The sequence below is a fragment of the Solwaraspora sp. WMMD406 genome (genome assembly GCF_029626025.1).
GTDB lineage: Bacteria > Actinomycetota > Actinomycetes > Mycobacteriales > Micromonosporaceae > Micromonospora_E.
Window position 1 is genome coordinate 1,155,426 of record NZ_JARUBF010000001.1, and the last position, 21,228, is coordinate 1,176,653.

The window sequence follows — 21,228 nt, forward strand, 5'->3', positions numbered from 1 at the left end:
GGTGACGGTGCTGGACACCCGGGCGCTCAACCGGGCGACGCTGGCCCGGCAGTTGCTGCTCGACCGCGCGGACCTGCCGGTACGGGACGCCGTGGCGCAGCTGTGCGGGCTGCAGGCGCAGGAGCCGCAGGAGCCGTTCGTCGGGCTCTGGTCCCGGCTACGCGCCTTTCGTCCGGTGACGCTGTCGGAGCTGCTGACCGGGCGGCAGGTGGTACGGACCCACCTGATGCGCCGTACCGTCCACCTGCTCACCACCGACGACGTGCTGGCCTGGCGGGCGCGCCACGACGCGATGTTGCGTCAACGGGTGCTCGGCGTCTACCGCCGCGAACTCGCCGGAGTGGACCTCGACGAGCTCGCGGCGGCCGGTCAGGCGGTGCTGGCCGATGGCGAAGCTCGCTCGATGGGTGAGCTCGCGCGGGCGGTCGCCGCCCGCTGGCCGCGTTCCGAGCCCCGCGCGCTGGGCGAGATGCTGATAGGTGCGCTGATCCCGGTGGTGCAAGTGCCGCCGCGTGGCCTGTGGCGGACCGGAGGGGGCGCACGCTACCTGCCGCTGGCCGCCTGGGCCGGCCGGGACATCGCCCCGCCGGCACCGGCTCGCGGCGAACCGGGCGGCGGCGATCCGGGCGGGGCCGATCCGGCCGGGGCCGATCCGGGCGGGGCCGATCCGGGCGGCGCTGATCCGGTCGGCCAGGTGCTGCTCCGCCGATACCTGGCCGCGTTCGGCCCGGCGGCCACCGCCGACCTGCGCGCCTGGTGCGGCCTGGCCGGACTGCCCACAGCGGTGGCCGCCAGCCGGGAACAGCTCGTCGCCTTCCGCGACGAGCGTGGCCGCGAGCTGCTGGACCTGCCCGACGCGCCGCGCCCCGACCCCGACACCCCGGCCCCGGTGCGGTTCCTGCCCGCGTTCGACAACGCGGTTCTCGGATACCACGACCGCGGTCGGATCATCGACGACGCCCATCGTGGACTGTCGGTCACCGGGGCGCGGTTCGTCCTGGTCGACGGCCGGGTCGCCGCGACCTGGGCGGCCAAGGACAGCGTGGTGACCGTCACCCCGCTGCGTCCACTGTCTGCCACGGACCGGTCCGCCGTCGTCGAGGAGGGACGCGACGTCGCGGCCTTCCTCTCCGACGGCGAGCATCGACGGGTACGGCTGACCGAGGTCGCCGCCGGGTAGCCGCCGGTCGCCGCGTCGACACCGCGTTCCGCTCGTGGCGCGGTGTCACGCTGCACCCTGTATGGCGAAACGCTGTCCTGCGCGGCCGCGCGGCCTGCTCGCGGTAACCCCGGCCGTGGCCTGTACCGATGGACTGGAGACGTCGCCCCGGGCCAGGTAGCTGAGACAGCGGCAGGCGAGGATGTCAGGCGTCACCGAGGGACCGCCTCGATGACGCTGTGCCCTCGGGTCGTCGCCATCCCTGGATCGTCCCGCACCCGCCGGATCTTGAATCCCGCCGCAACGAGGAGCTCCGTCCACTCGTCCTCCGTCCGTTCCTTGCCACCGAGGACGACCAGCATGAGGAGATCTGCCAGCACACTGCGTATGTCGCCCTCGGCAGGCCGCAGAACGCTCTCGACCAGCACGAGCCGTGCGTGTGCAGACATGGCTGCCCGGACCGTTTCGAGGATCTTCAGCGCATTCTCGTCGTTCCAGTCGTGCAGGACCCGAGAGAGGATGTAAACGTCACCCCCGGAGGGAACCGAGTCGAAAAAGCTCTCTCCGATCAACGTGCAGCGGTCGGCTACGCCGGCCCGCGCCAGGTTATCTTTTGCCTGCTGTACGGTCTCAGGTAGATCCTGGAGCACCCCAGACATCCTCGGATATCGCGCGAGAATCGAGGCAATGAGTCTACCGTCACCACCGCCAACGTCGATGACAGCTGCTTCTTCCTCAAACTGGTAGCGCTGAATGGCGGCGATCGCTGCGGGCATGGTGGCGCCCATCGCCCGGTTGAAGAGGTGCGCTTCTTCAGGGTGACTTTCCAGGAATTCGAAATAATTCAACCCGTACGCTTTGTCGAATGCCGGACGTCCGGACTTCACTGTGTGTATCACGTCCGCCCATGCGCGGAAAACCGCACCGCTCTGTAGGAGCACTCCGTCGCGGAACCCGTCTCCGGAGTCGGTTGCGAGCGCCTTTCCGGCTTGGCCAAGGGTGAAGGATTTCCCGGAGTGCTCGGCTAGCACGCCGAGCGCGGTGAGGGCTCGGCAGAATCGGTACAACGCGTCTTCGTCGCTGTCGGTTGCTCTGGCGATGTCCTTGATCGCCATGGGCACATCCCCGAGCAGATCAGCAAGTCCCAGGTAAGCGGCTACGTAGATCGTCTGGCCGATCCATGGACCGGAGGAATGGTATATCTCGTGGAGGTTCTTTGCTGCTTCAGACTCGGTGGACATGCTCCTCCATCGGGTTTCAAGATCTGTGCCGGGTACTGGCGTTCTCGTCCTGGACCGGCCGGCCGGTCGTTCGTGAACCCGGGTCAGGTGCCGTCCGCCGGCAGTTCAGCCACGACGAGAAGGTAGCCGAGCTCCCATACCTCGATCAGGTCCGAAAGGCTAAGATCGTCGGCCATGTCAGAGCCCAGCGAGGCATCGATGGTCTTCCGGTCGTTGGCGATCCGTTGGGCGATTCCTTCGAGAGTCCGCCGCATTACCTGACCGCTGATATCCGAAAGTTCAACCAGCCGTAGTCCGGCCTCGCGAACCAGGCGCGGATAATCATCTATTGTTACCATCGGGCCGATCACCCAGTTACTGCGGAACTTGTTGACCACAGCGCGTTTTTGCTCCGGGATCGGGGCGCGTTCGAAGAAGTCGGTGAGTACGACGCGGCCACCCGGCCGGATCACTCGCGCGATTTCCCGTAGCACTTGGAGGCGGTCTGGCATGTGAATGATCGACTCGAGTGCCCAAACTGCGTCGAACGATGCCGGCTCGAAAGGTAGATCGGCCGCGTCCGCGTACCGGAAGGAGACCCGACCCGACAGTCCTTCAGCGTCGGCTCGGGCGGTGGCGCGTTTTACCTGTTCGTGGCTTACTGTGATTCCGACGACCTCACCGCCGACGGAGTTGGCGATGCGGATAGCCGGAGTGCCCATTCCGCAGCCGATGTCGAGCACGCGATCGTTCGGCCTGGCCTGGAGCTTTTCGAGCATCAGTTCGGTAAGTCGCTCCTCGGCGCGTTCCAGTGGCCAGGTATCGTTCGCGGTGTCCCAGTAGCCGAAGTGCATGTTGTGGTCGCCGCTGAAGTTGTCGGACTCGAATCCTGCCATCTGGTCATAGAGTTGGCCTACTCGACTGGTGGTGGTTTCCTCTGCCTGAGACATGGGTTCCTCCGTTTTGTCCGAGCTAGCCGAAGTGCATTTTCGTGACTATTCCGAAACCAAACGGGCGGCTGAGACGGCTGTGGCAGCTTTCGTTGGTTACCGGAGTGTGTCACACGATGCAATGTGTACCGCCGCGAACGTTAGCAACTCGTTCGTGGCTGGGGCAAGAAAATCTCGCGCGGCGACATTGTTCGGAGTTTGTATCGGTAGCCCACTGACGACAGTTTTCCAGCATGACTTACTGGTGTTTCAGGGGTCGGGAGGGGCGGGGTCGGGTTGTTCCGCGCATCACCGTGCCTAGGGGGTCGTTCGTTGGGTCTGATGCTGTGGCTGCTACTAGCTGTACCTTCCGGATGCCACCTGACCTGCTGTTAGTTGTAGTCCGTTGGTGGCGCGACCGAACGGGTGCGGGTGAGGTTGCGGCTAGGTCGACTCAAGTGGTCGCGCCGTCGGCTGCTCGTACAGGCTTGACGATATGAGGAGCTTTCGATATCGTCTGGGTTCAGACCTAAGTGGTTCAGGTCGTAAGTCCTTCGGGGGTTGACGGTCCGGACCTGGCGCGGTTGGTGATCAAGAGGTCCTGGGGCTGAGCTTGAGGTCGCAGACCAGGTCGAAGGCTTCCTCGGTGGTGCCGGTGAACCAGACCTGGTTCTCGTAGTCGTTCGTGCTGGCGGTGTGGATGGCGGTACCCCACCGGTGGGCGGAACCGCCGTAACGCAGTCGCATCAGGGGGAGCCGTTCACCGTCGGTCAGCTCGACGGTGACGTAGGCGAACTGGCCGTGGTACCGCACGTGCACGCCCGCCACCTGTGGCCAGTTCCGGCGGGCGTGCCCGCTCAGCCGCTGGATCAAGGACGCCTTGGTCGACGCGGGGATCGTGGGCATGGCCTCATCCTCCCCGTTCGCGGCGTGTCACGTGCCGCTGTCGAGCCGTCATCCGGCAAGGATCGTGATCCGCCACGGGGGCCGTCGATCGACCGTGGAGTCCTCCAGTGCCCGCCTGCCACGCCCGCCAGATCACCGTGTCCGCCGCCGACCGGCACCGGCTCGAAACCCTGGCCCGCTCACATGCCGCCGGCTACCAGCAGGTCATCCGCGCCCGGATCGTCCGCGACGCCGCCCGTGGCCACTCCAACGCGGCGATCGCCCGCCGGCATCAGGTCACCGTCGACACGGTACGACGCTGGCGCGGTCGGTACGCCGACGAGGGCATGGCCGGGCTGACAGACCGACCCCGCAGCGGACGACCGCCCCGTCTCACCCCGGTCCAGATCGCCGAGGTCAAAGCCCTGGCCTGTCAACTACCGGCCGAGACCGGCACACCGCTGTCGAAGTGGAACTGCCCCGACCTCGCCAGAGAGGTCGCCGCCCGGGGAATCGCCGAGACGATCTCACCGGCCACGATCCGCAGAATCCTGGCCGCCGACACGATCAAACCCTGGCGACACCAGTCGTGGATCTTCATCCGGGACCCGGACTTCGCCACCCGCGCCACCCGCGTCCTGAACCTCTACCAGCGCGTCTTCGACGGTCGGCCACTGGGCGACGACGAGTACGTCATCAGCGCCGACGAGAAGACCTCCATCCAGGCCCGCTGCCGCTGCCACCCCACACTGCCCCCCGGCACCGGCCGCGCCATGCGGGTCAACCACGAGTACGACCGCGGCGGCGCCCTCGCCTACCTCGCCGCCTACGACGTGCACCGCGCCCACGTCATCGGACTCTGCCACGACACCACCGGCATCACCCCGTTCACCGACCTCGTCGACGAGGTCATGACCCGGGAACCGTACGCCTCCGCCCGCCGCGTGTTCTGGATCGTCGACAACGGCTCCTCCCACCGGGGCCAGACCGCGATCGACCGCCTGCGCAGGCGCTACCCCAACGCCGTCATGATCCACACCCCGGTCCACGCCTCCTGGCTCAACCAAATCGAGATCTACTTCTCCATCGTGCAACGCAAAGTCGTCACCCCCAACGACTTCACCAGCCTCGACCAGGTGCAATACCGCCTCGCCGCCTTCGAACAGCGCTACAACGCGACCGCCCGGCCCTTCAGATGGAAGTTCACCCCGACCGACCTCACCGACCTACTGGCCCGGATCGAACGACACGAACGGAAAGACCCACACCCCGAGCAACACGCCGACTGCCAACACCAGCCCGCCGCACACGCCCAGGCCGCGTAACCCCGAAGGACTTACGACCTGAACCACTAAGGGGACAGATGATCATGTCCGATGCGTACGCGGCGATTCAATTTTGATCTTGTTTTCAGGGATTGGATCTCGGAAGAGAGTCGCTCCGGAGGTACCGGGCATCGGTCCTGACTCCGGTTCGCCAATACCGGCTTACCTCCAGGATGCCCGGTGTAGCTGGCATATTTCAATGCGGGCGTTCTCTGCCCGCATCTCGGCTGCCCGTCATGAGGTCCTGTCAAAAATCGGAGTCCCGCCCTGAATCCTGCCCAAAGGAGGAGACCGTGCCCGCCCCATCTCCATCTGCGACCCGCGACCTGATGCAGCTCTATCACATGGGGGGACCCTGGATCGGGCAGACGTTCTATGTCGCTGCCGAACTCGGCCTCGCCGACTACCTGGGTTCAGACCCTGTTTCGGTTGCGGAACTCGCTACCCGTACCGAGGCGAACGAAGAGGCCTTGTACCGATTCTGCCGAGTCCTCGCCGCTCTGGGCGTGCTGGAGGCCCACCCCGACCGGCACTTTTCGCTCACCGAGGCAGGATACGCCCTGCGCAGTGATGCTCCCGGAGGGTTCCGTTACGGCGTCATGCTGCAGAGCGGAGCCTGCTTCCGCGCGTGGACCGAAGTGATGCACACCGTGCGCACGGGCAAGCCCGCCTTCGACAAGGTGCACGGGGCCGCGTACTACGACTACCTCGACGCCAACCCGGCGGAGAACGAGCTGTTCAACCGGGCGATGGGCGTCACCTCCCTGGCACCGGCCATCGCCGCACTCGAACGCTACGACTTCACAGGCATCAAACGCGTCGTCGACGTGGGTGGTGGCGTCGGGACCCTGCTCGCGGCCGTGCTGCGGATGAACCCGGGGATGTCGGGCGTCGTCCAAGACCTTGCGACCGTCGCTGCCGAAGCTCCGGCTCATCTCGCGGAGCAGGGTGTCCAGGATCGGGTGGACGTCGTCACCGGTAGCTTCTTCGACTCGGTGGTGCCCGGTGCGGACGCGTACGTACTCTCCCGGGTGCTGCACAACTGGAACGACGACGACTGCCTGAAGATCCTGCGGCGTGTGCACCAGGCGATGCCGCCGCACGGCAAGCTCATCGTGATCGACAGCGTCGTGCCCGAGTCCGGCGGCTTGCACCCCAGCATGCTCGCGGACCTTTTCATGATGGTCATTCTCGGCGGCAAGGAACGTACCGAAGCTGACTGGCAGCGGTTGCTCTTCGAAGCAGGCTTCCGCATGACACGCGCGGTCCAGGCCGACAACGTCGGTGACACGCTCGTCCACGCCCTCGTCGAAGCTGTGCCTCGCTGACCACGGTGTTCTTCCGACGTGGCGATACGGCCGATGTCGCTGCGGTTCAGACACCACGCTCACATGTCCGTACTAACACATCGAAGCGAGGCACAGCTCATGCTTTCCCGAAGAGCGTTCATCCGGGCGGGAGCTACCGCAACCCTGGCATTGGCTGGCGCGACCAGCGCGCTACCCGCAGTGTTCGCCGCGACTGCCAACCAGCCGGACTGGGCGCAGCTCCAGCAGCGTATGAAGGGCACTCTCGTGCTGCCCTCGGACGCGATATACGCCACCGCCAAACAAATCTCATGGAAAGAGTTCGACGGTATGCAGCCGGCGGCTGTCGCCTACTGCGAATCGGTCCTGGACGTCCGAGCCTGCCTGAAGTTCGCCCAAGCCAACGGGATCGCCGCGACAGCTCGTAGCGGCGGACACAGCTTCATGGGCTTCTCCCTGACCAGCGGTCTGGTGATCGACGTATCCCGGCTCAACAGCGTCAGGACCGTCGGCACAACCGCCATCGTGGGCGGTGGAGCGCTGCAGATCGACATACTCAGCCGGCTGGCCGGCACCGGACTGGCATTGCCCGGCGGGCTCTTCCCGACCGTCGGATCGGGCGGTTTCGTTCAGGGCGGCGGACTGGGCTGGCAGACGCGGTTCCTCGGCATGGCGTCGGACACGCTCGAATCGGCGGTCGTGGTGCTCGCGGATGGCTCGGTGGTGGTTGCCTCCGAGAACTGGAACTCCGATCTCTACTGGGCGCTGCGCGGCGGGGGCGGCGGCAACTTCGGCATCGTCACTTCCTATCGGATGCAAGCTACCGCGGTGCCGACCATCTCGCGCTTCAACCTCGCATGGAGCTGGGAGCAGGCCGCCGATGTCCTGACCGCCTGGCAACAGTGGGCCATCGCGTCGCCGCGGCGGCTCAGTTCGGGACCGGTCATCGCCCTCTTCGACGCAGCTGCGGGCAATGTGCCCACGGTCGCGGTGGCCGGCGTCTGGATGGGCGATCCGGCCGAGCTCCCGCCGTTGCTGGACTCCCTGGTCTCCGAGTCCGGCCACCAGCCGGCCACCCGCGTCGTCAGCGACGACACCTACACCGACGGGATGTTGGCCTGGTACAACTGCGGCAACCGGACGGTGCCGCAATGTCACCTCGAGGGCACCACCGACGAGGGCCAGATCCCCCGCTTCGGATGGTCGTTCGACCGCAGCCGCCTTTTCAGTCAGGCCATTCCAGCCACAGGCGTCGACGCCCTGCTCGCGGCCTTCGACGCGAACCGGGTCGCCGGCCACTCTCGATTCATCCGGGCCATCGTTCTCGGCGGCCAGGCCAACGACTTCAGCCGTACAGAAACGGCCTATGTGCATCGCGACTCCGAGTTCATCATGAGTATTGCCACCGGTTTGCCCACCGGTACGCCAAGCTCCTCCGACATGGCCGCCGCCCAGAGCTGGTCTAGCAACGTGTTCGATGTCGTCAATCCCTATTCTAACGGTGAGAGTTACGTCAACTATCTGGACCGAGTGCTGCCCGACTGGGCCGACGCGTATTACAAGGAGAATCTAAGTCGACTGAGGATCGTAAAGAATCACTACGACCCGGAGAACTTCTTTAGCTTTTCGCAGAGTATCGCCTGATGTCAGTTGGTGGCCGGCCGACCTGGGCCGGCCACCAACTAAGCTTGAGGCAATGATTAGCGAGCGGGGGAGCTGTGCGCCAGATCTTGATCGAACGCTGGGCTGAATCACTGGTTCTCAACCGTACCGTTGAGAACCTGTGCCAGGGGATCGGCGATCTTGTCGTGATCGAGGGGGGGTGCGGAATCGGCCGTACGGCTCTGCTGCTTGAGTTGCAGCGGATGGCCGAAGCGCGCCAGTTGGTGGTATGCGTCGCGCACTGTAGCTCTTCGGAGGCCGAATTTCCGTATGGCGTGATTCATCAACTCCTGGAACCACATCTGTCCCGCCTGGCCGCCGGGCGTACCGAGGATTCCCCGACCGCCGCCGAACTGCTCCAGGTGATGGATCCGGTCGCGCCGCCCAGCAGTGATGTGAGTGATATTCACGTGCTGAACGGCATGCTCTGGGCCATTCGCGGTCTTGCCGCTCAGGCGCCGGTCGTTCTGGCCGTCGATGACCTGAATTTTGGCGACGCGCACTCCCTGCATGTCCTTGCCTACGTGGCCCGGCGCCTGAAGGGGCAGCCGGTCGCGATCGTGGTGACCCGTAGGCTCGGCGAGCCGGTGACCTCCCCACCCATGCTGGCCGCACTGCACGCGGCTGGCGAGTGGACAGTGTTGCGTCCCGCCTTGCTGACCGCCGCCGGCACCGGGGAACTGGCCGACGGCTTCCTCGGCCCGACGCCCGCCCCGGTCGTCGACGAACTGCACCAGCTCACCGCGGGTAACCCGATGCTGCTGAGTGCGATGCTGATGGCCGCCGGCCCTTACAACGAACCGACCGGGCCGGTCTTGCCCATGAGCGTGGTCGAAAGGTTCGTGGGTAGCACCATGCGGACCAGGCTGGCCCACCTGCCCGCAGGTGTGCCCGGGGTCGCCGAGACGATCGCCATCCTGGAAGGAGAGGCGGACGCGGCGCTCATCGCCGAGGCAGCTGGCATGACAGAGGCAGAGGCGGCCACCGGGCTGGCCGTTCTCGGCGGTATGGGCTTGCTGACAGACCAGCCGCTTTCGACCTATGTCCACCCAGTGGTCGGCAAGGCACTGCGGCGGCTGCCGGAGGTCATCGTTCCAGACACGGTGCACCGGCTGATGTCCGAGGCGTTGCACCGACGGCAGGCCGCCCCGGCCGATATCGCCCGACACTTGCTGCGGGCCGGACCAGTCGGTGCCGAGTGGGTTCCCGATGTACTCAGAGCGGCGGCCAACAAGGCGCTGGCGGAGCGCCGGATGGCGGACGCCAGCGCACTTCTGCGAAGGGCGTTCGACGAACCGTTGGCGGCTGAGTTGCGCGACGAGGTTCAGGCGGCGCTGGACTGCATCGAGTTGATCACGGATCCGCAGGCGATCCTCGTCAGGCTGCGCACGCGTCTGGCGGCGGCGCGGACACCGCAGGCTCATGTGAGCACTGTCCTCGGCTATGCACAGGCGCTCATCCGTACCAACCGGGTGGACGAGGTAGGCGAAGCGTTGCAGGGGTGCCGCGTCAGCCTCGCCGCAGTGCCGCCATCACGCCAGCGGGACAACCTCATCCGCCAGATCAACGACGCGGAGGCAATGTCGGCTCTGCTCGGCTGTAGCGCGGCGGCGGACATCGCTGATCTGCTCGCCAAGCTCACCGATCTCGGCGCCGACGACGTGCTCCACGAGCGATCACTATGGGCCCTGCAAGCGGCTGTCGAGGGGCGGACCTCGGCCGCAGAGGTGGTAGGCGGAATCCGCCGGGCCGTCGCGACGCAGGTGCCCAGGGCCAGGGAGCCGCAACTGATGCCGTACGTGGTCTTCACCTTGCTGTGGGCAGACGAACTGGAACTGGTCTATCAGTGGTGCGATGCGGTACTGACCGGTCAGTCGGGCGCGGGTCGGTTGTCGACTATCGTTGTCGCACTTGCCCTGCGAGCGAGCGCACAGCTGGAGGCAGGGCGTCTGCACTCGGCCGAACATGACGCGCGGCAGGCGCTTGATCTGCTCGGTGAGCAGGAGATCATTGATCCGGTCGTGTCGCTGGTGCTCACTCCGTTGGTGCACACTCTCATCGAGCTGGACCGGACCGACGAGGCCTTCGCCTTGCTGAATAGGTGTGGCGGTGCCGGGACACTGCCGAAACTCTGGCCGCAGACGATGCTCCTCGCGGCCCGTGGTCGGCTCAGAGGAGCGTGCGGTGACACCAAAGGAGCCTTGGACGACCTGTCGGAGAGTGGCAGGCGGATGGAGCGCTGGGGTACGACCAACCCGGCCATCTCGCGCTGGCGTTCGGAGGCCGCGTTCATGCGCAATCAGCTGGGGGACGTCACGGGTGCCCTTCGGCTGGTGGAGGAGGAGCTACACGCGGCGCGTCGGTGGGGTTCCACACGGGCGGTCGGGGTAGCCCTGCGGGCCAAGGGATTGATCCATGGCAGTGAGGAAGGGCTTGCGGCCTTGACTGAGGCGGTACGAGTTCTACGGTCCGGTCCTGCCTGTCTCGAGACCGCCTACGCCGAGGCAAGTCTCGGCATCGTCCAACGGCGGGAAAACAACAGACGCGCGGCCCGCGAGACGCTTAGGCGAGCGCTGGCACTCGCTCAGCAGCTCGGTGCGGTGCGGCTGGCCGGGCGGGTGCACGCTGAGCTCCTCACCGCCGGTGGGCTACCGCGACGCTGTGAGCATTTCGGTACGAAGGCTCTCACCGCAAGTGAGTACCGGGTAGCGCTGCTGGCTGCTGTCGGCCGGACGAACGGGGCGATCGCCCGGGAGTTGTTCGTCACCCAGCGGACTGTCGAAACCCATCTGACCCGGGCCTACCGCAAACTTGGTATCCAGGGACGATCCGAACTCGGACGCGTCTTGCAGGTGTGAGTCCGGACGTCGCACCGCTACGGCCGTCAGTGCCGAGGCGGCGCGCAAGCGTTGTCTGCCTGCCGCCCGTCCTCGATCCGCGCCACGGGGGCACCGACAAGCTGGCGGAGCAGTACGCGCAGGTTCTCCTTCGTGTCGGCGTCCAGATCGGCGAGTAGGCGATCTTCGATCGCTTCGACGTCAGCGCGAGCGGCGTCGAGAGCGAGTCGGCCGTCGGTGGTCGCCTCGACGATGCGGGCCCTGCGGTCGGCCGGATCGGGACGACGCCGGACAAGTCCGGCGGACTCCAACTCGTCGAGAACCAGGACGAGTTTGCTTTTGTCGACCGAGACGGCCTGGGCCAATGAGAGCTGGCTCCGTCTGGGAGCTTCAACGACGGCCATCAGCACTGTGTAGCCCCACAGGCTCATGCGGTGCTTACCCACGACCGCGGCCTCCGCCGTGGCGAGCCCTTGCTTGAGCCGGGCGAACAGCCAGTGCAGGTCGCTGTTGAGCCGGCCGGCCGGCACATGGTCGCTGGCAGGAGTGGTGAGGGACATGTCAGAAGGATAGCAACGACAGCCGAGATAGTCTTGACTTGAAACTATCTTAGTCTAGTCTTGTCTCAAGTCTGGATCATCTTGTCTGGAAGGGAACCCCTGTGGCGCATCTGCTGCATCTAGACGCCAGTGCCCGGAGTGACTCGTTCTCCAGGGAACTCGGCGCAGCCTTCGTCGAACATTGGAAGGCGGCCCATCCAGGAAGTGCGTACACCTATCGGGACCTGGTCGCGGAGCCGGTGGCACCGATCGACGAGGCCCGGGTGAAACTGGCCACCCAGTCCTCGCGCAACGGCGTGCGGGACATCGCCGCGATGGACGAGATCGCCGCCGCACCAGAATTGGCCGATGCCTGGGCGCAGACCCGCCCATTGATCGAGCAGCTCCTCGCGGCGGACGTCCTGCTCCTCGGCACACCCATGTACAACTTTTCCATTCCCGCAGCCCTGAAGGCCTGGATCGACCGGGTGACCCTTCCCTGGTTGCCGCTGGAGGGCAAGTCCGCCGTGATCCTCAGCGCCCGAGGCGGCGCCTACGGCCCCGGCAGCCCTCGGCAGCCCTTCGACTTCCAGGAGCCCTACCTGCGTGCCTACTTCTCGGCACTTCGCCTGGAGGACGTGGAGTTCGTACACACCGAGCTGACCCATGCTCCGGTGATGCCGTTCCTTGAGCAGTTCCGTGACGCCCACCAGACGTCCCGGGCTGCCGCTCTGGAAGCAGTTCGGGCCCTCGCCGTTCGGGTGCCGGCCACCGTCCCGGCGAGCTGACCGGTTTCGGAACGCGGCGGATCCGCCGCACAAAGTACCTGTACGCCATGAGAGAGGAAATCCCCACACAATGGATACTGTGCTCAAGGACCGCGTGGTCCTGGTCACCGGCGCTTCCACTGGTATCGGTGCCGCGACCGCCCGCGCCTTCGGACAGGAAGGCGCCCGGGTCGCCCTCACCTATCGCAACAACCCCGAACGGGCCGAGAAGGTCGTTTCTGAGATCGAAGCCGTCGGCGGCCAGGCGTTCGCCGTCCGGCTGGACCTGGAGGATCTGTCGACCGTCGAGGTGGCTGTCAACACGGTCGTCGAGCGCTGGGGCGGGGTGGACGTGCTCGTCGCCAACGCCGTTCGCTGGGGCGGAGACGGCCCGCCGGACCCGAGCATCCGTTTCGAACACGTTCCGCTCGACGAGTGGCAGGCCATGATCAGCGCCAATCTGATCGGTGCCGCCGCTCAGGTTCGCGCGGTGCTGCCGGGTATGCGCTCTCGCGGGTGGGGGAGGATCGTGCTCATCTCCTCGAGCGTCGCCGAGGAGGGGGTTCCTGGCCCTGGGCCGTACGGAACGGCCAAATCCGGACTGTACGGTCTCGCCCGTAGTCTTGCCTGGGAGGCCGGCCGCGACGGGATCCTTGTCAACGTGGTGGCCCCGGGATTCACCCTGACGGACAGTCGTCCACCCATCCCCAAGGTCATCACCGACGCGCTCGCTGCCGGCACCCCGACCCGCCGTCTGTCCGACGCTGACGACGTCGCCAAGCTCATCGTCTTCCTCGGCTCGGGAGCCAATTGCAACCTTACCGGGGAAGTCGTCCGGGACGGTTCGTCCGCCGCCCGCGCCCCGCACGTAGGACCCTGACGCGGTCCGTCCCGGCCACGGCCCTGTCCGAATCGATCGGACGGGGCCGTGGTTTTTTGTGTCCAGACCCTGCGCTTTGCTTCTGCGTGGCGACCGTACGTGACGGAGATTGTCGGGGTGCTGCACTGACGCCCCGGAAGGGTGCCGCGCCGGACGATTACTCGTGTCATCGGCGGCAGAGGTGTCCCGACAGGGAAGCGCTGAGCTGTCCCGGCGGGGGAGAGAGGACAGCGGAACATGCCACCCCGAATCGCCATCGTCTACTACAGCTCGAGCGGAGTGATCTCCCAGGTTGCTGAGCACCTGGCCGAAGGGGCGGCGGCGCAACTGGCGGAGGTTCGCATACGAGCACTGAGCGGTACAGGCGGGACCATCACTCCAGGTGCCGACGAACCGATCGAGCCGACGCTCGACGATCTCGACTGGGCCGAAGGCATGCTGATCGGGACACCCAGTTGGTTCGGCAACATCGCGGCCCCGCTCAAGGCGTTCCTGGACACCTCCAGCCCGCTGGCGCTGCACGGGCAGCTGGCGGACAAGCCGGTCACCGGATTCACCAGCGCCTCGCTGCCCAACGGAGGGCAGGAAGCCACACTGCTGGCGCTCTACCACACCATGTTCCATTGGGGTTCGTTGATCGTCCCCACCGGATACACCCATCCGGTGCTGCGCAGGATCGGTGGCAACCCCTACGGCCTGTCGCTGACCGCTCCCACCTCGGGGGTGTTGACGGCCGAACAGATCGAGGCGGCACGCTTCGTCGGCGGTCGGCTGACGCGGATCACCCGGCAGCAGGGCTTCGCCGGCATCCGGCAGCTACGCGACTTCTGGCCAGCCGATGCGCCTCCCCGACCGCAGAAACACTCGCCGCCGCGGATTCCCGGCTGACGCGAGCAAGGCTTTGCTTCCCTCACCAGGCGAAAGGCTCCGATGAACGCGAGAACACGAGTTGCCGTAGTCGGCGCGGGCTGGGCCGGCGGCCTGCACCTGGAAGGCTTCCGGCGAGCGGGTGCCGAGCTGGTCGGCATCTACAGTCGCACCCGGAGTCGGGCCGAGACCCTGGCCGCCCGGTTCGGGGTCCCCGCCGTCGCAGACAGCCTCGACGAACTCCTGAGCCGGACACGGCCCGACGTGGTGTCCATCGCGTCACCGCCGCCGGCTCATCGAGCACAGGTTCTGGAGGTGGTAGACGCCGGCTGCCACGTCCTGTGTGACAAGCCATTGGCCATGACGGCCGCTGAGGCCGAGGAAATGCTCACAGCGGTGGTGAAGAAGGGAGTTCAGCACGCCACGGGCTTCATCTGGCGCGGTGATCCAGGGCTGGCCCGGATGCGCGACCTTCTGCGGGACGGATGCGTCGGCCGGATCCGGGAGGTCCACAGCACCTGCGCTCTCGGCGGGCCGCTGATGGCGATGAACTGGATCTACGACGAGTCGGCAGGCGGTGGCGGGCTCATGCAGCACGGCACCCACGTCATCGACCGGGTGCGGTGGCTCCTCGGCACCGAGTTCACCGCGCTGTGTGGGCGGCTGTCCCGCGACGTGCACACCGCGCCGATCGGCCCCGAGTTCCACAACACCCTCGATGCCTTCGCCTGGGCCCGCGACAACCGTGGTGGAGACCTGAGCTCCCTGCCCCAGGCCGAGGTCACCGCCGATGTCGGCTACGACATCCTCGCCGAACTCGGCAGCGGTGTACGGGCCCGGCTCTGGGAGTCCACCCACCTCACCGGCCCGGCAGAGGAGGAAGTCACCGTCCTCGGCGACGAGGGTGCCCTGACCTGGAGCGGATCGGAAGGGCTGACGTTGCGCAGGCCCGGCGGTCCCGCGCAATCCCTGACGGTGGACGGCCAAGCCGGCTCCGGAGCCAACACCCGCCGCGAAGTGGGGCTTCAACGGTGGGAACGGCTGACCGCCGCATTCCTCGCTGCCGTCCGTACCGGCGCCACCGGAGACCATCCGACTCTCGAGGACGGCTGGCACCTGGCGCGCATCGTCGACGCCGTCAAGCGTAGTCACCTGAGCCGACGCTGGGAGGAAGTGTGAAGGAGACCGCCGCCACGGTCGCCAGCGACCACCTGCGAGTGATGTTTTTCCTGACCGTTGAAGCGGAGGCACAGGCCCGCTTTCTCGCCGCCTACGACCGAATCTGCGCCGATGTGGCGGATGTGCCGGGCCACCTCATGGACCAGGTGTGCCAGTCGGTCGACGATCCCCGTGAATGGGTGATCACGAGCGAGTGGCGCAGCGCCGAGGACTTTGCCGCCTGGGAGTCCGGCGAGGGGCACCGCGAACTGGCGATGCCGCTCGTCGCGGAGACCACGAACCGTCGCTCGGTTCGTTTCCTGGTGCGGAGGGAAACCCGTCAGAAGGCCGAAACCCGATGAAGAGTCGAAACCGCGTCCTCATCGCCGGTGCCGGCATCGCGGGCCTCGCTACCGCCATCGCCCTGCGCGCCGCCGGATTCGAGGTGATCGTTTATGAACGGACCGACGACGCCGACACCGGGGGATCGGCACTGGGGCTGCACCCGGTTGCCGTACGCGCTCTGCGCTTGTTGGGGCTTGACGCCGAGGTGATCGCCGGCGGCATCGAGGTGCAGCGCTGGGAGCTGCTCAGCTGGAGCGGCGAACACATCGGAGGCTGGCCACAGACCAAGGTCTCGGAGGCGTTCGGGGCGCCGAGCATCACTGTGCCACGCGCCTGCCTCCACGAAGCTCTGCGCAGAGCCTTGCCGGACGGCGTGGTGCGTCATGGGTCTGCCGTGGCTGGATTTCACGAGACCGACGCCGGGGTCGAGGTCCTACTCGCAGACGGCACCCGCGAGCCCGGTCACCTCCTTGTCGGCGCGGACGGACTGCGCTCGGCCGTCCGGCGTCAGATGCGTGGCGATACCCCGCCGCGCTCGGCCCACTTCACGGCGTGGCGGGCGGTCAGCGATGAGCGACTCGAAACTCCCGGCATTGCGACCGCGCGGCAGGTCATCGGTGCCGGGGCTACGTTCGGGTGGTGGCCGCTGCCTGGAGGGCGGACCTACTGGGTCGCGACGCTCAGTGACGAGCAGCAGGAAACCGCCGGACTGCTTCGCCGGACCGGCTCCCATGTCCACAGTTCGTGGGACCACGCCAGGCTCGCGGACTCGTTCCGCAAGGCACCGATGCGGGCCGCCGAGCTGATCGAGGCGACCACTTCCGCGCAGGTCATCCGTACCCCGATTTTCGACCGTCCTCCTGACGCCGGCTGGTCGACCGCTCGCACCCTGCTCATCGGCGACGCCGCCCACCCGATGGTCCCCACCACCGGACAGGGCGGCGGACAGGCACTCCTGGACGCGGTGGCGGTGGCCGACGTGTTGCGCAGCGCTCAGCTGGGCGATCCGCACGACCTGGCCGCACGCCTACGGAACTTCGAAGAGCAGCGATTTCCGGTGACCAGCAGAGTCGCGCAGGCCGCATGGCACCTGGGACGGCTGCACCACGAGCGGGATCCCGATCAGGTCGCCAGCCGCGACCGTCGCTTCCAGGACACCACCGAGGCCGAATGGCTCAGCCGTATGGGCCTTCCGGTGCCCACCGCCCCACCCAGGAGCTTCTGATGAACCGGTACGCGCTCACCTTCACCATCAAACCAGGATGTGAGCCCGAGGTCTCCCGTGTCCTGTCCAGTTACGGACGTCCCGACGCGGGACGTGGCCCAGGCGGTCCCCCACTGCTTCGCCGCACATCGGTGTTCATGACCGGCAACAGAGTGATCCGAGTAATGGACATCGACGGCACGATTGGCGAAGCAATGCTGCATATCGCGAAGCAGCCCCAGGTCAAAGCGGTCGAAGAAGCCCTTGATCGCTACCTCGACGGTGACTGGATAGGTTCCTGATCCCGGTGGTGCTGTCTGCTGTGGAGGCTGGTAGGTTGACCAGCCATGCCCGCCGATCCGCCGCCGTCGTATGACGAGCTGCTGGCGTTGAACGCCGGGCTGGCAGCACGGCTGGAGCAGGCGCTGACGCGGATCGCTGAGCTTGAGGCCCGGTTGAAGCAGTCGTCTGCCAACTCGTCGAAACCGCCGTCGAGCGACGGGCTGGCCAAACCGGCGCCGAAGTCGCTGCGGGGCCGTTCGGGTCGCCGGCCGGGCCGTCCCACCGGCGGCGAGGGCACCACCCTGTCCCAGGTGGCGGATCCGGACGTGATCGTCCGGCATGTGCCGGACACCTGTGGCGGCTGCGGAGGCGGCCTGACCGACCCGGCCGAGGTGACGGTCACCCGCCGGCAGGTGTTCGACATCCCCCAGCCTCGGGTCGTGGTGACCGAGCACCAGATCGTCACCGTCGCCTGCCGGTGCGGGCACCACACCACCGCCGCGACACCCGTCGGGGCCACCGCGCCCGCCGTCTACGGACCACGGATCGCCGCGATCGGCGTCTACCTGCTCCACGGACAGTTCCTGTCCATCGGCCGCACCGCCGACGCGATCCGTGACCTGTTCGGCCTGCCCGTCGCGGCGGCCACCATCACCGCCTGGGTCACCCGCACCGCCCTCGGCGTCATCGACACGGTGCTCCCCGTCATCCGTGACCGCGTCCGACACGCCCCGGTCGCGCACTTCGACGAGACCGGCATGCGCGTCGACGGCCGCCTCGCCTGGCTGCACTCCGCCTCCACACCCACCGACGTGCTCCTCACCGTGCACCGCCGGCGCGGCACCGCCGGAATGGACGACGCCGGCGTGCTGCCCGCCTTCACCGGCACCGCCGTGCACGACGCGTGGGCCCCGTACGACACCTACACCGACGCGGTCCACGCCCTGTGCAACGCCCACGTGCTGCGGGAACTGGTCTACGTGGTCGACACCGCCACCGGACAGGTCGCCGACCTCGCCGGCCAGGCCGCCGCGGCCCTGCGGCAACTGAACCACCTGACGGTCACGGCCCGCGCCGACGGCGGTGAACCCGACCCGGCCGACCTCGCCGAACAGACCCACCTGCTGCGCTCGGCCGTCGTACTCGGCGCCGAGGCCACCGCCGACCGCACCGACAAGCTGCACCGCAAGTACCACGCCCTGTTCGTGCGGCTACGGGACCGACGCGCCGACTACCTGCGGTTCCTCACCGACCCGGCCGTCCCGTTCGACAACAACCCGGCCGAGCGGACCATCCGCATGCCGAAACTCCGGATCAAGGTCTCCGGCAGTATGCGCACCATGACCGGAGCCGAACACTTCGCCGCGATCCGCAGCTACACCGCCACCGCCACCCGACACGGCATCAACATGCTCGACGCACTCACCCGAGCCGCCGCCGGCAGCCCCTGGATTCCCACAACCACCTGACCCACCTCGCGCGCTTGCGGTATTCCAAGGTCCCACGCACCTATCCAGTCACCCTCGACGAGCCCCGCGACCTGTCCTGTCCAGACGGTATCAGCGCCTTCTTGGACCGAGCGCTGCTTCCGATCGTCGATGACCGGCACACCCCCGACCAGTTGCTACCTGCGGATCCCGCCGCCCGGCAGGGCAACCGGGTCGCCCTGCTCTATCCGGCGCGGGTGGGAAGCGGAGGTGAACTCGCCAATTCCTGGCGGCCACCCGGGTGCTGAGCCCGGACCGCCCGACCACGCTCGCCCGCACCACGGTCTTCCGGCGCGGTGATTTGGTCCTGCGATTGGCTGAAGTGCACGGTGATCCGGACGAGGCGTTGGACCGGGTGGCTGCGGCAGCCGTACGCGGGGGCGGTGCGGACACGTTGGCCGAGCTGGTCACGGCCGACGAAAACCTTCGGGACGCCGGCGGTTTTCGGGCCTTTCTCGAGCGGATTTCGGTGCCGGTGCTGACGGACCGGCGGATCGGAGGACCGCGATGATCAGCGTGTCGGTTCTCGGCTTGGGCGTGATGGGTGGCGGTATCGCCCGCCGTCTTCTCGATCGGGATGTACCGCTGACGGTCTGGAACCGATCCGCCGGGCCCGCCCGGGCACTCGCCGAACTGGGTGCGACGGTGGCGCGGACGCCGGCGCAGGCCGCCCGCCATGCCGACGTCATCCTCGTTTCCCTCGCCGATGGTGCTGCCACCGAGCAGGTGTTGCTCGGTCCCGACGGAGTCCTTGCCGACGGCCCTGCCGACGGTGTCCTCGCCTCGGCGAGCACGATCTCGCCCGACCTGTTGCGCGTTCTGCGTCGGCGTACGCCCAGCGTCATCGATCTGGGCCTACTCGGCAACGGCACCCACGCGAGGAACGGCGAACTGCGCGTCTACGTCGGTGGCGGGCGAGAGGACCTGGCACGGGCCCGGCCCGTCGTCGACATCATCGCCAAGCAGGTCCTGTACGTCGGCGGCCTTGGCGACGGTATGCGCCTCAAGCTGCTGATGAATTCACTGATGGGGATTCAGGTGCAGGCCATGGCCGAGGCCGCGGCACTCGGTGAGTCAGTCGGGCTCGATCGTCGTGTCGTCCTCGATGCCATCACCGCCAGCGGGTTCGCGACCCCTGTCATGGGCTTCAAGGCACGCAGACTGGCCGTCGATCACTACGAGCAGCCGGACTTTCGGCTCCGGCTCATGGCCAAGGATCTCGGCCTCGCCGCCGCCGAGGCCGACCGGAGCGGCCTGCGGCTGCCCCTCGTCCGGACCGCACTGGCGACACATCAGGAGTCCGTGCGACACGGCGACGGTGATCTCGACTGCGCCGCCGTCGCGCGTGTCGCTTCCTCGCGAGGTGCGAAAGGTGGGCGGCCATGACCATCGACGTGCACGGGCACCTTAGCCCGCCGGAGTCGATGCGGCGGTTTCCCATGCCGCGGTCGCTCGGCGACGCCGAGACGATGATCGAGACGAAACTCGCCGCCGGAGTCGACCTCACCATCATCGGCAGCCCGGTCGGAGCCGGAGCCATGGTGCCGCTACCCGGTGTGGACAACTACGCGCAGACGGAGGAGGAACTGGCCCGATTCCACGACTGGCTCGGCGAGCTCGTCGCCCGCTATCCGCGCCACCTGCGGGCGTACGTCTACGCCAACCCGTTCGGCGGGGACTCCCACCTCGAGGCTGTCCGGGAGCGGCTGGCGCAAGACGAGTTTGTCGGGCTCATCGCCAACTCCAGCGTCGCGGACCGGTATCTCGACCAGCCTGAAGCTGCCGACTTCTTCGCCCTCGCGGCCGAGATCGACGTACCGGTCCTGCTGCACGCCCCTGCCGCACCGGCGGCCGGCACCGGGCTCGCCGACCTGATGACCGTCGAACAGCTTGGCCGGTTCGCTGATGTCACGATCGGCCTCGCCTGCTGCATTCTCGGCGGTTGGCTGGAGCGCTACCCGGGCCTGCGGCTCATCGGCCAGGGCGCGGGCGGCGCGCTCGCCCTACTCACCGAGAAACTCGACCGGGCGTGGTCGCCAGAGCATTGGCAGGTCGGTGCCGACCGCCGGCCCTTGTCGACAAATCCCTCGCTGCCCAGACCACCCAGCAGCTACCTCAATGGCATCTGGGTGGATACCGCAACGCCGAGTACCGCTGCCGTGGAGCTCGCGGTACGCGTTTTCGGCCCGGACAAGATCCTCTATGGCAGTGATTCCCCGCCCCTGCCTGGCTCATCGGTCGACGAAGGGCTCCGGCTCGTCGAGCACCTCGACATTTCAGACACCGACCGGCAGGCCATACGTGAGACGAACGCTCGCGTTTTGTTCAAGTCCGCCCTACCGGACGCCGTTCCGACTGGCGCGTGACTGCCGACC

Annotated in this window: 21 protein-coding genes and 1 pseudogene; 18 read left to right on the forward strand and 4 right to left on the reverse strand. The window is 67.2% G+C overall.

The annotated features are described in order from the left end of the window. Position 1 precedes the first annotated feature (1 nt). The gene (locus O7632_RS05180; RefSeq protein ID WP_278111858.1) at positions 2-1,180 is read left to right on the forward strand and encodes a winged helix DNA-binding domain-containing protein; all 1,179 of its coding nucleotides are present in this window, start codon (positions 2-4) and stop codon (positions 1,178-1,180) included. A gap of 191 nt (positions 1,181-1,371) precedes the next feature. Here O7632_RS05180 and O7632_RS05185 read toward each other — a convergent pair whose 3' ends face one another. From O7632_RS05185 to O7632_RS05195, 3 genes are all read right to left on the reverse strand, one after another. Continuing rightward, entirely contained in the window at positions 1,372-2,400 is a 1,029-nt protein-coding gene (locus O7632_RS05185) for a methyltransferase (RefSeq protein ID WP_278111859.1), read from the reverse strand. A gap of 83 nt (positions 2,401-2,483) precedes the next feature. Next, the gene (locus tag O7632_RS05190) at positions 2,484-3,329 is read right to left on the reverse strand and encodes a methyltransferase domain-containing protein (protein WP_278111861.1); all 846 of its coding nucleotides are present in this window, start codon (positions 3,327-3,329) and stop codon (positions 2,484-2,486) included. Positions 3,330-3,899: 570 nt separating this feature from the next. Further along, on the reverse strand, positions 3,900-4,214 hold the full coding sequence (locus O7632_RS05195; protein WP_278110294.1) for a PH domain-containing protein: 315 nt from the start codon (positions 4,212-4,214) through the stop codon (positions 3,900-3,902). Between the two features lie 107 nt (positions 4,215-4,321). Between O7632_RS05195 and O7632_RS05200 the strand changes: the two genes are divergently transcribed. From O7632_RS05200 to O7632_RS05215, 4 genes are all read left to right on the forward strand, one after another. Next, a complete protein-coding gene (locus tag O7632_RS05200; protein ID WP_278110295.1) occupies positions 4,322-5,518 on the forward strand; it encodes an IS630 family transposase in 1,197 nt (398 codons plus the stop codon). Between the two features lie 329 nt (positions 5,519-5,847). Beyond that, positions 5,848-6,846 carry a methyltransferase gene (locus tag O7632_RS05205; RefSeq protein ID WP_278111862.1) on the forward strand — a complete coding sequence of 333 codons (999 nt, stop codon included), beginning with the start codon at positions 5,848-5,850 and terminating at the stop codon, positions 6,844-6,846. A gap of 180 nt (positions 6,847-7,026) precedes the next feature. Then, on the forward strand, positions 7,027-8,469 hold the full coding sequence (locus O7632_RS05210) for an FAD-binding oxidoreductase (RefSeq protein WP_278111864.1): 1,443 nt from the start codon (positions 7,027-7,029) through the stop codon (positions 8,467-8,469). 74 nt (positions 8,470-8,543) lie between these two features. Beyond that, positions 8,544-11,345 carry a LuxR family transcriptional regulator gene (locus O7632_RS05215; protein ID WP_278111866.1) on the forward strand — a complete coding sequence of 934 codons (2,802 nt, stop codon included), beginning with the start codon at positions 8,544-8,546 and terminating at the stop codon, positions 11,343-11,345. A gap of 26 nt (positions 11,346-11,371) precedes the next feature. Here the strand turns inward: O7632_RS05215 and O7632_RS05220 are convergent, their stop codons facing one another. Then, a complete protein-coding gene (locus O7632_RS05220) occupies positions 11,372-11,884 on the reverse strand; it encodes a MarR family transcriptional regulator (protein ID WP_278111867.1) in 513 nt (170 codons plus the stop codon). 101 nt (positions 11,885-11,985) lie between these two features. On the opposite strand from O7632_RS05220, the gene O7632_RS05225 reads away from it, so the two are divergent. The 13 genes and pseudogenes from O7632_RS05225 (at position 11,986) to O7632_RS05285 (ending at position 21,219) form a co-directional block, all read left to right on the forward strand. After that, positions 11,986-12,651: an NAD(P)H-dependent oxidoreductase gene (locus O7632_RS05225; protein WP_278111869.1), complete on the forward strand. Its 666-nt coding sequence runs from the start codon at positions 11,986-11,988 to the stop codon at positions 12,649-12,651. Positions 12,652-12,730: 79 nt separating this feature from the next. Further along, the gene (locus O7632_RS05230) at positions 12,731-13,510 is read left to right on the forward strand and encodes an SDR family NAD(P)-dependent oxidoreductase (RefSeq protein ID WP_278111870.1); all 780 of its coding nucleotides are present in this window, start codon (positions 12,731-12,733) and stop codon (positions 13,508-13,510) included. Between the two features lie 237 nt (positions 13,511-13,747). Then, a complete protein-coding gene (locus tag O7632_RS05235) occupies positions 13,748-14,398 on the forward strand; it encodes a flavodoxin family protein (RefSeq protein WP_278111872.1) in 651 nt (216 codons plus the stop codon). A gap of 36 nt (positions 14,399-14,434) precedes the next feature. Further along, positions 14,435-14,794 (forward strand): annotated as a pseudogene (locus O7632_RS05240) (Gfo/Idh/MocA family oxidoreductase); the annotation flags it as partial. After that, positions 14,777-15,556 (forward strand): Gfo/Idh/MocA family oxidoreductase, encoded by a 780-nt coding sequence (locus O7632_RS05245; RefSeq protein ID WP_347403622.1) that lies wholly within the window; start codon positions 14,777-14,779, stop codon positions 15,554-15,556. The pseudogene O7632_RS05240 and the gene O7632_RS05245, both read left to right, overlap by 18 nt. After that, the gene (locus O7632_RS05250) at positions 15,553-15,897 is read left to right on the forward strand and encodes an antibiotic biosynthesis monooxygenase family protein (RefSeq protein ID WP_278111873.1); all 345 of its coding nucleotides are present in this window, start codon (positions 15,553-15,555) and stop codon (positions 15,895-15,897) included. Before O7632_RS05245 ends, O7632_RS05250 begins: the two co-directional genes overlap by 4 nt. Further along, positions 15,894-17,105 carry an FAD-dependent monooxygenase gene (locus tag O7632_RS05255; RefSeq protein WP_278111875.1) on the forward strand — a complete coding sequence of 404 codons (1,212 nt, stop codon included), beginning with the start codon at positions 15,894-15,896 and terminating at the stop codon, positions 17,103-17,105. The genes O7632_RS05250 and O7632_RS05255 overlap by 4 nt, the downstream gene beginning before the upstream one ends. Continuing rightward, on the forward strand, positions 17,105-17,386 hold the full coding sequence (locus O7632_RS05260; protein WP_278111876.1) for a SchA/CurD-like domain-containing protein: 282 nt from the start codon (positions 17,105-17,107) through the stop codon (positions 17,384-17,386). Before O7632_RS05255 ends, O7632_RS05260 begins: the two co-directional genes overlap by 1 nt. Before the next feature lie 45 nt (positions 17,387-17,431). Then, the gene (locus O7632_RS05265) at positions 17,432-18,835 is read left to right on the forward strand and encodes an IS66 family transposase (protein ID WP_278110308.1); all 1,404 of its coding nucleotides are present in this window, start codon (positions 17,432-17,434) and stop codon (positions 18,833-18,835) included. A 14-nt stretch (positions 18,836-18,849) separates the two neighbouring features. After that, positions 18,850-19,101, forward strand: a complete 252-nt coding sequence (locus O7632_RS05270) for a hypothetical protein (RefSeq protein ID WP_278111878.1) — start codon at positions 18,850-18,852, stop codon at positions 19,099-19,101. Beyond that, complete coding sequence (locus tag O7632_RS05275; protein WP_278111879.1) at positions 19,095-19,364, forward strand: SchA/CurD-like domain-containing protein; 270 nt, start codon at positions 19,095-19,097, stop codon at positions 19,362-19,364. Before O7632_RS05270 ends, O7632_RS05275 begins: the two co-directional genes overlap by 7 nt. Further along, positions 19,361-20,239, forward strand: a complete 879-nt coding sequence (locus O7632_RS05280) for an NAD(P)-dependent oxidoreductase (protein ID WP_278111881.1) — start codon at positions 19,361-19,363, stop codon at positions 20,237-20,239. Before O7632_RS05275 ends, O7632_RS05280 begins: the two co-directional genes overlap by 4 nt. After that, complete coding sequence (locus tag O7632_RS05285) at positions 20,236-21,219, forward strand: amidohydrolase family protein (protein ID WP_278111883.1); 984 nt, start codon at positions 20,236-20,238, stop codon at positions 21,217-21,219. Before O7632_RS05280 ends, O7632_RS05285 begins: the two co-directional genes overlap by 4 nt. The last annotated feature ends 9 nt before the right edge of the window (positions 21,220-21,228 follow it).

Bases quoted from the DNA above. Each gene is read 5' to 3' on its own strand.
- O7632_RS05220 (WP_278111867.1), bottom strand. From the start codon at position 11,884: ATGTCCCTCACCACTCCTGCCAGCGACCATGTGCCGGCCGGCCGGCTC.
- O7632_RS05185 (WP_278111859.1), bottom strand. From the start codon at position 2,400: ATGTCCACCGAGTCTGAAGCAGCAAAGAACCTCCACGAGATATACCAT.
- O7632_RS05255 (WP_278111875.1), top strand. From the start codon at position 15,894: ATGAAGAGTCGAAACCGCGTCCTCATCGCCGGTGCCGGCATCGCGGGC.
- O7632_RS05280 (WP_278111881.1), top strand. From the start codon at position 19,361: ATGATCAGCGTGTCGGTTCTCGGCTTGGGCGTGATGGGTGGCGGTATC.
- O7632_RS05195 (WP_278110294.1), bottom strand. From the start codon at position 4,214: ATGCCCACGATCCCCGCGTCGACCAAGGCGTCCTTGATCCAGCGGCTG.
- O7632_RS05190 (WP_278111861.1), bottom strand. From the start codon at position 3,329: ATGTCTCAGGCAGAGGAAACCACCACCAGTCGAGTAGGCCAACTCTAT.
- O7632_RS05205 (WP_278111862.1), top strand. From the start codon at position 5,848: ATGCAGCTCTATCACATGGGGGGACCCTGGATCGGGCAGACGTTCTAT.
- O7632_RS05265 (WP_278110308.1), top strand. From the start codon at position 17,432: ATGCCCGCCGATCCGCCGCCGTCGTATGACGAGCTGCTGGCGTTGAAC.
- O7632_RS05260 (WP_278111876.1), top strand. From the start codon at position 17,105: ATGAACCGGTACGCGCTCACCTTCACCATCAAACCAGGATGTGAGCCC.
- O7632_RS05235 (WP_278111872.1), top strand. From the start codon at position 13,748: ATGCCACCCCGAATCGCCATCGTCTACTACAGCTCGAGCGGAGTGATC.
- O7632_RS05285 (WP_278111883.1), top strand. From the start codon at position 20,236: ATGACCATCGACGTGCACGGGCACCTTAGCCCGCCGGAGTCGATGCGG.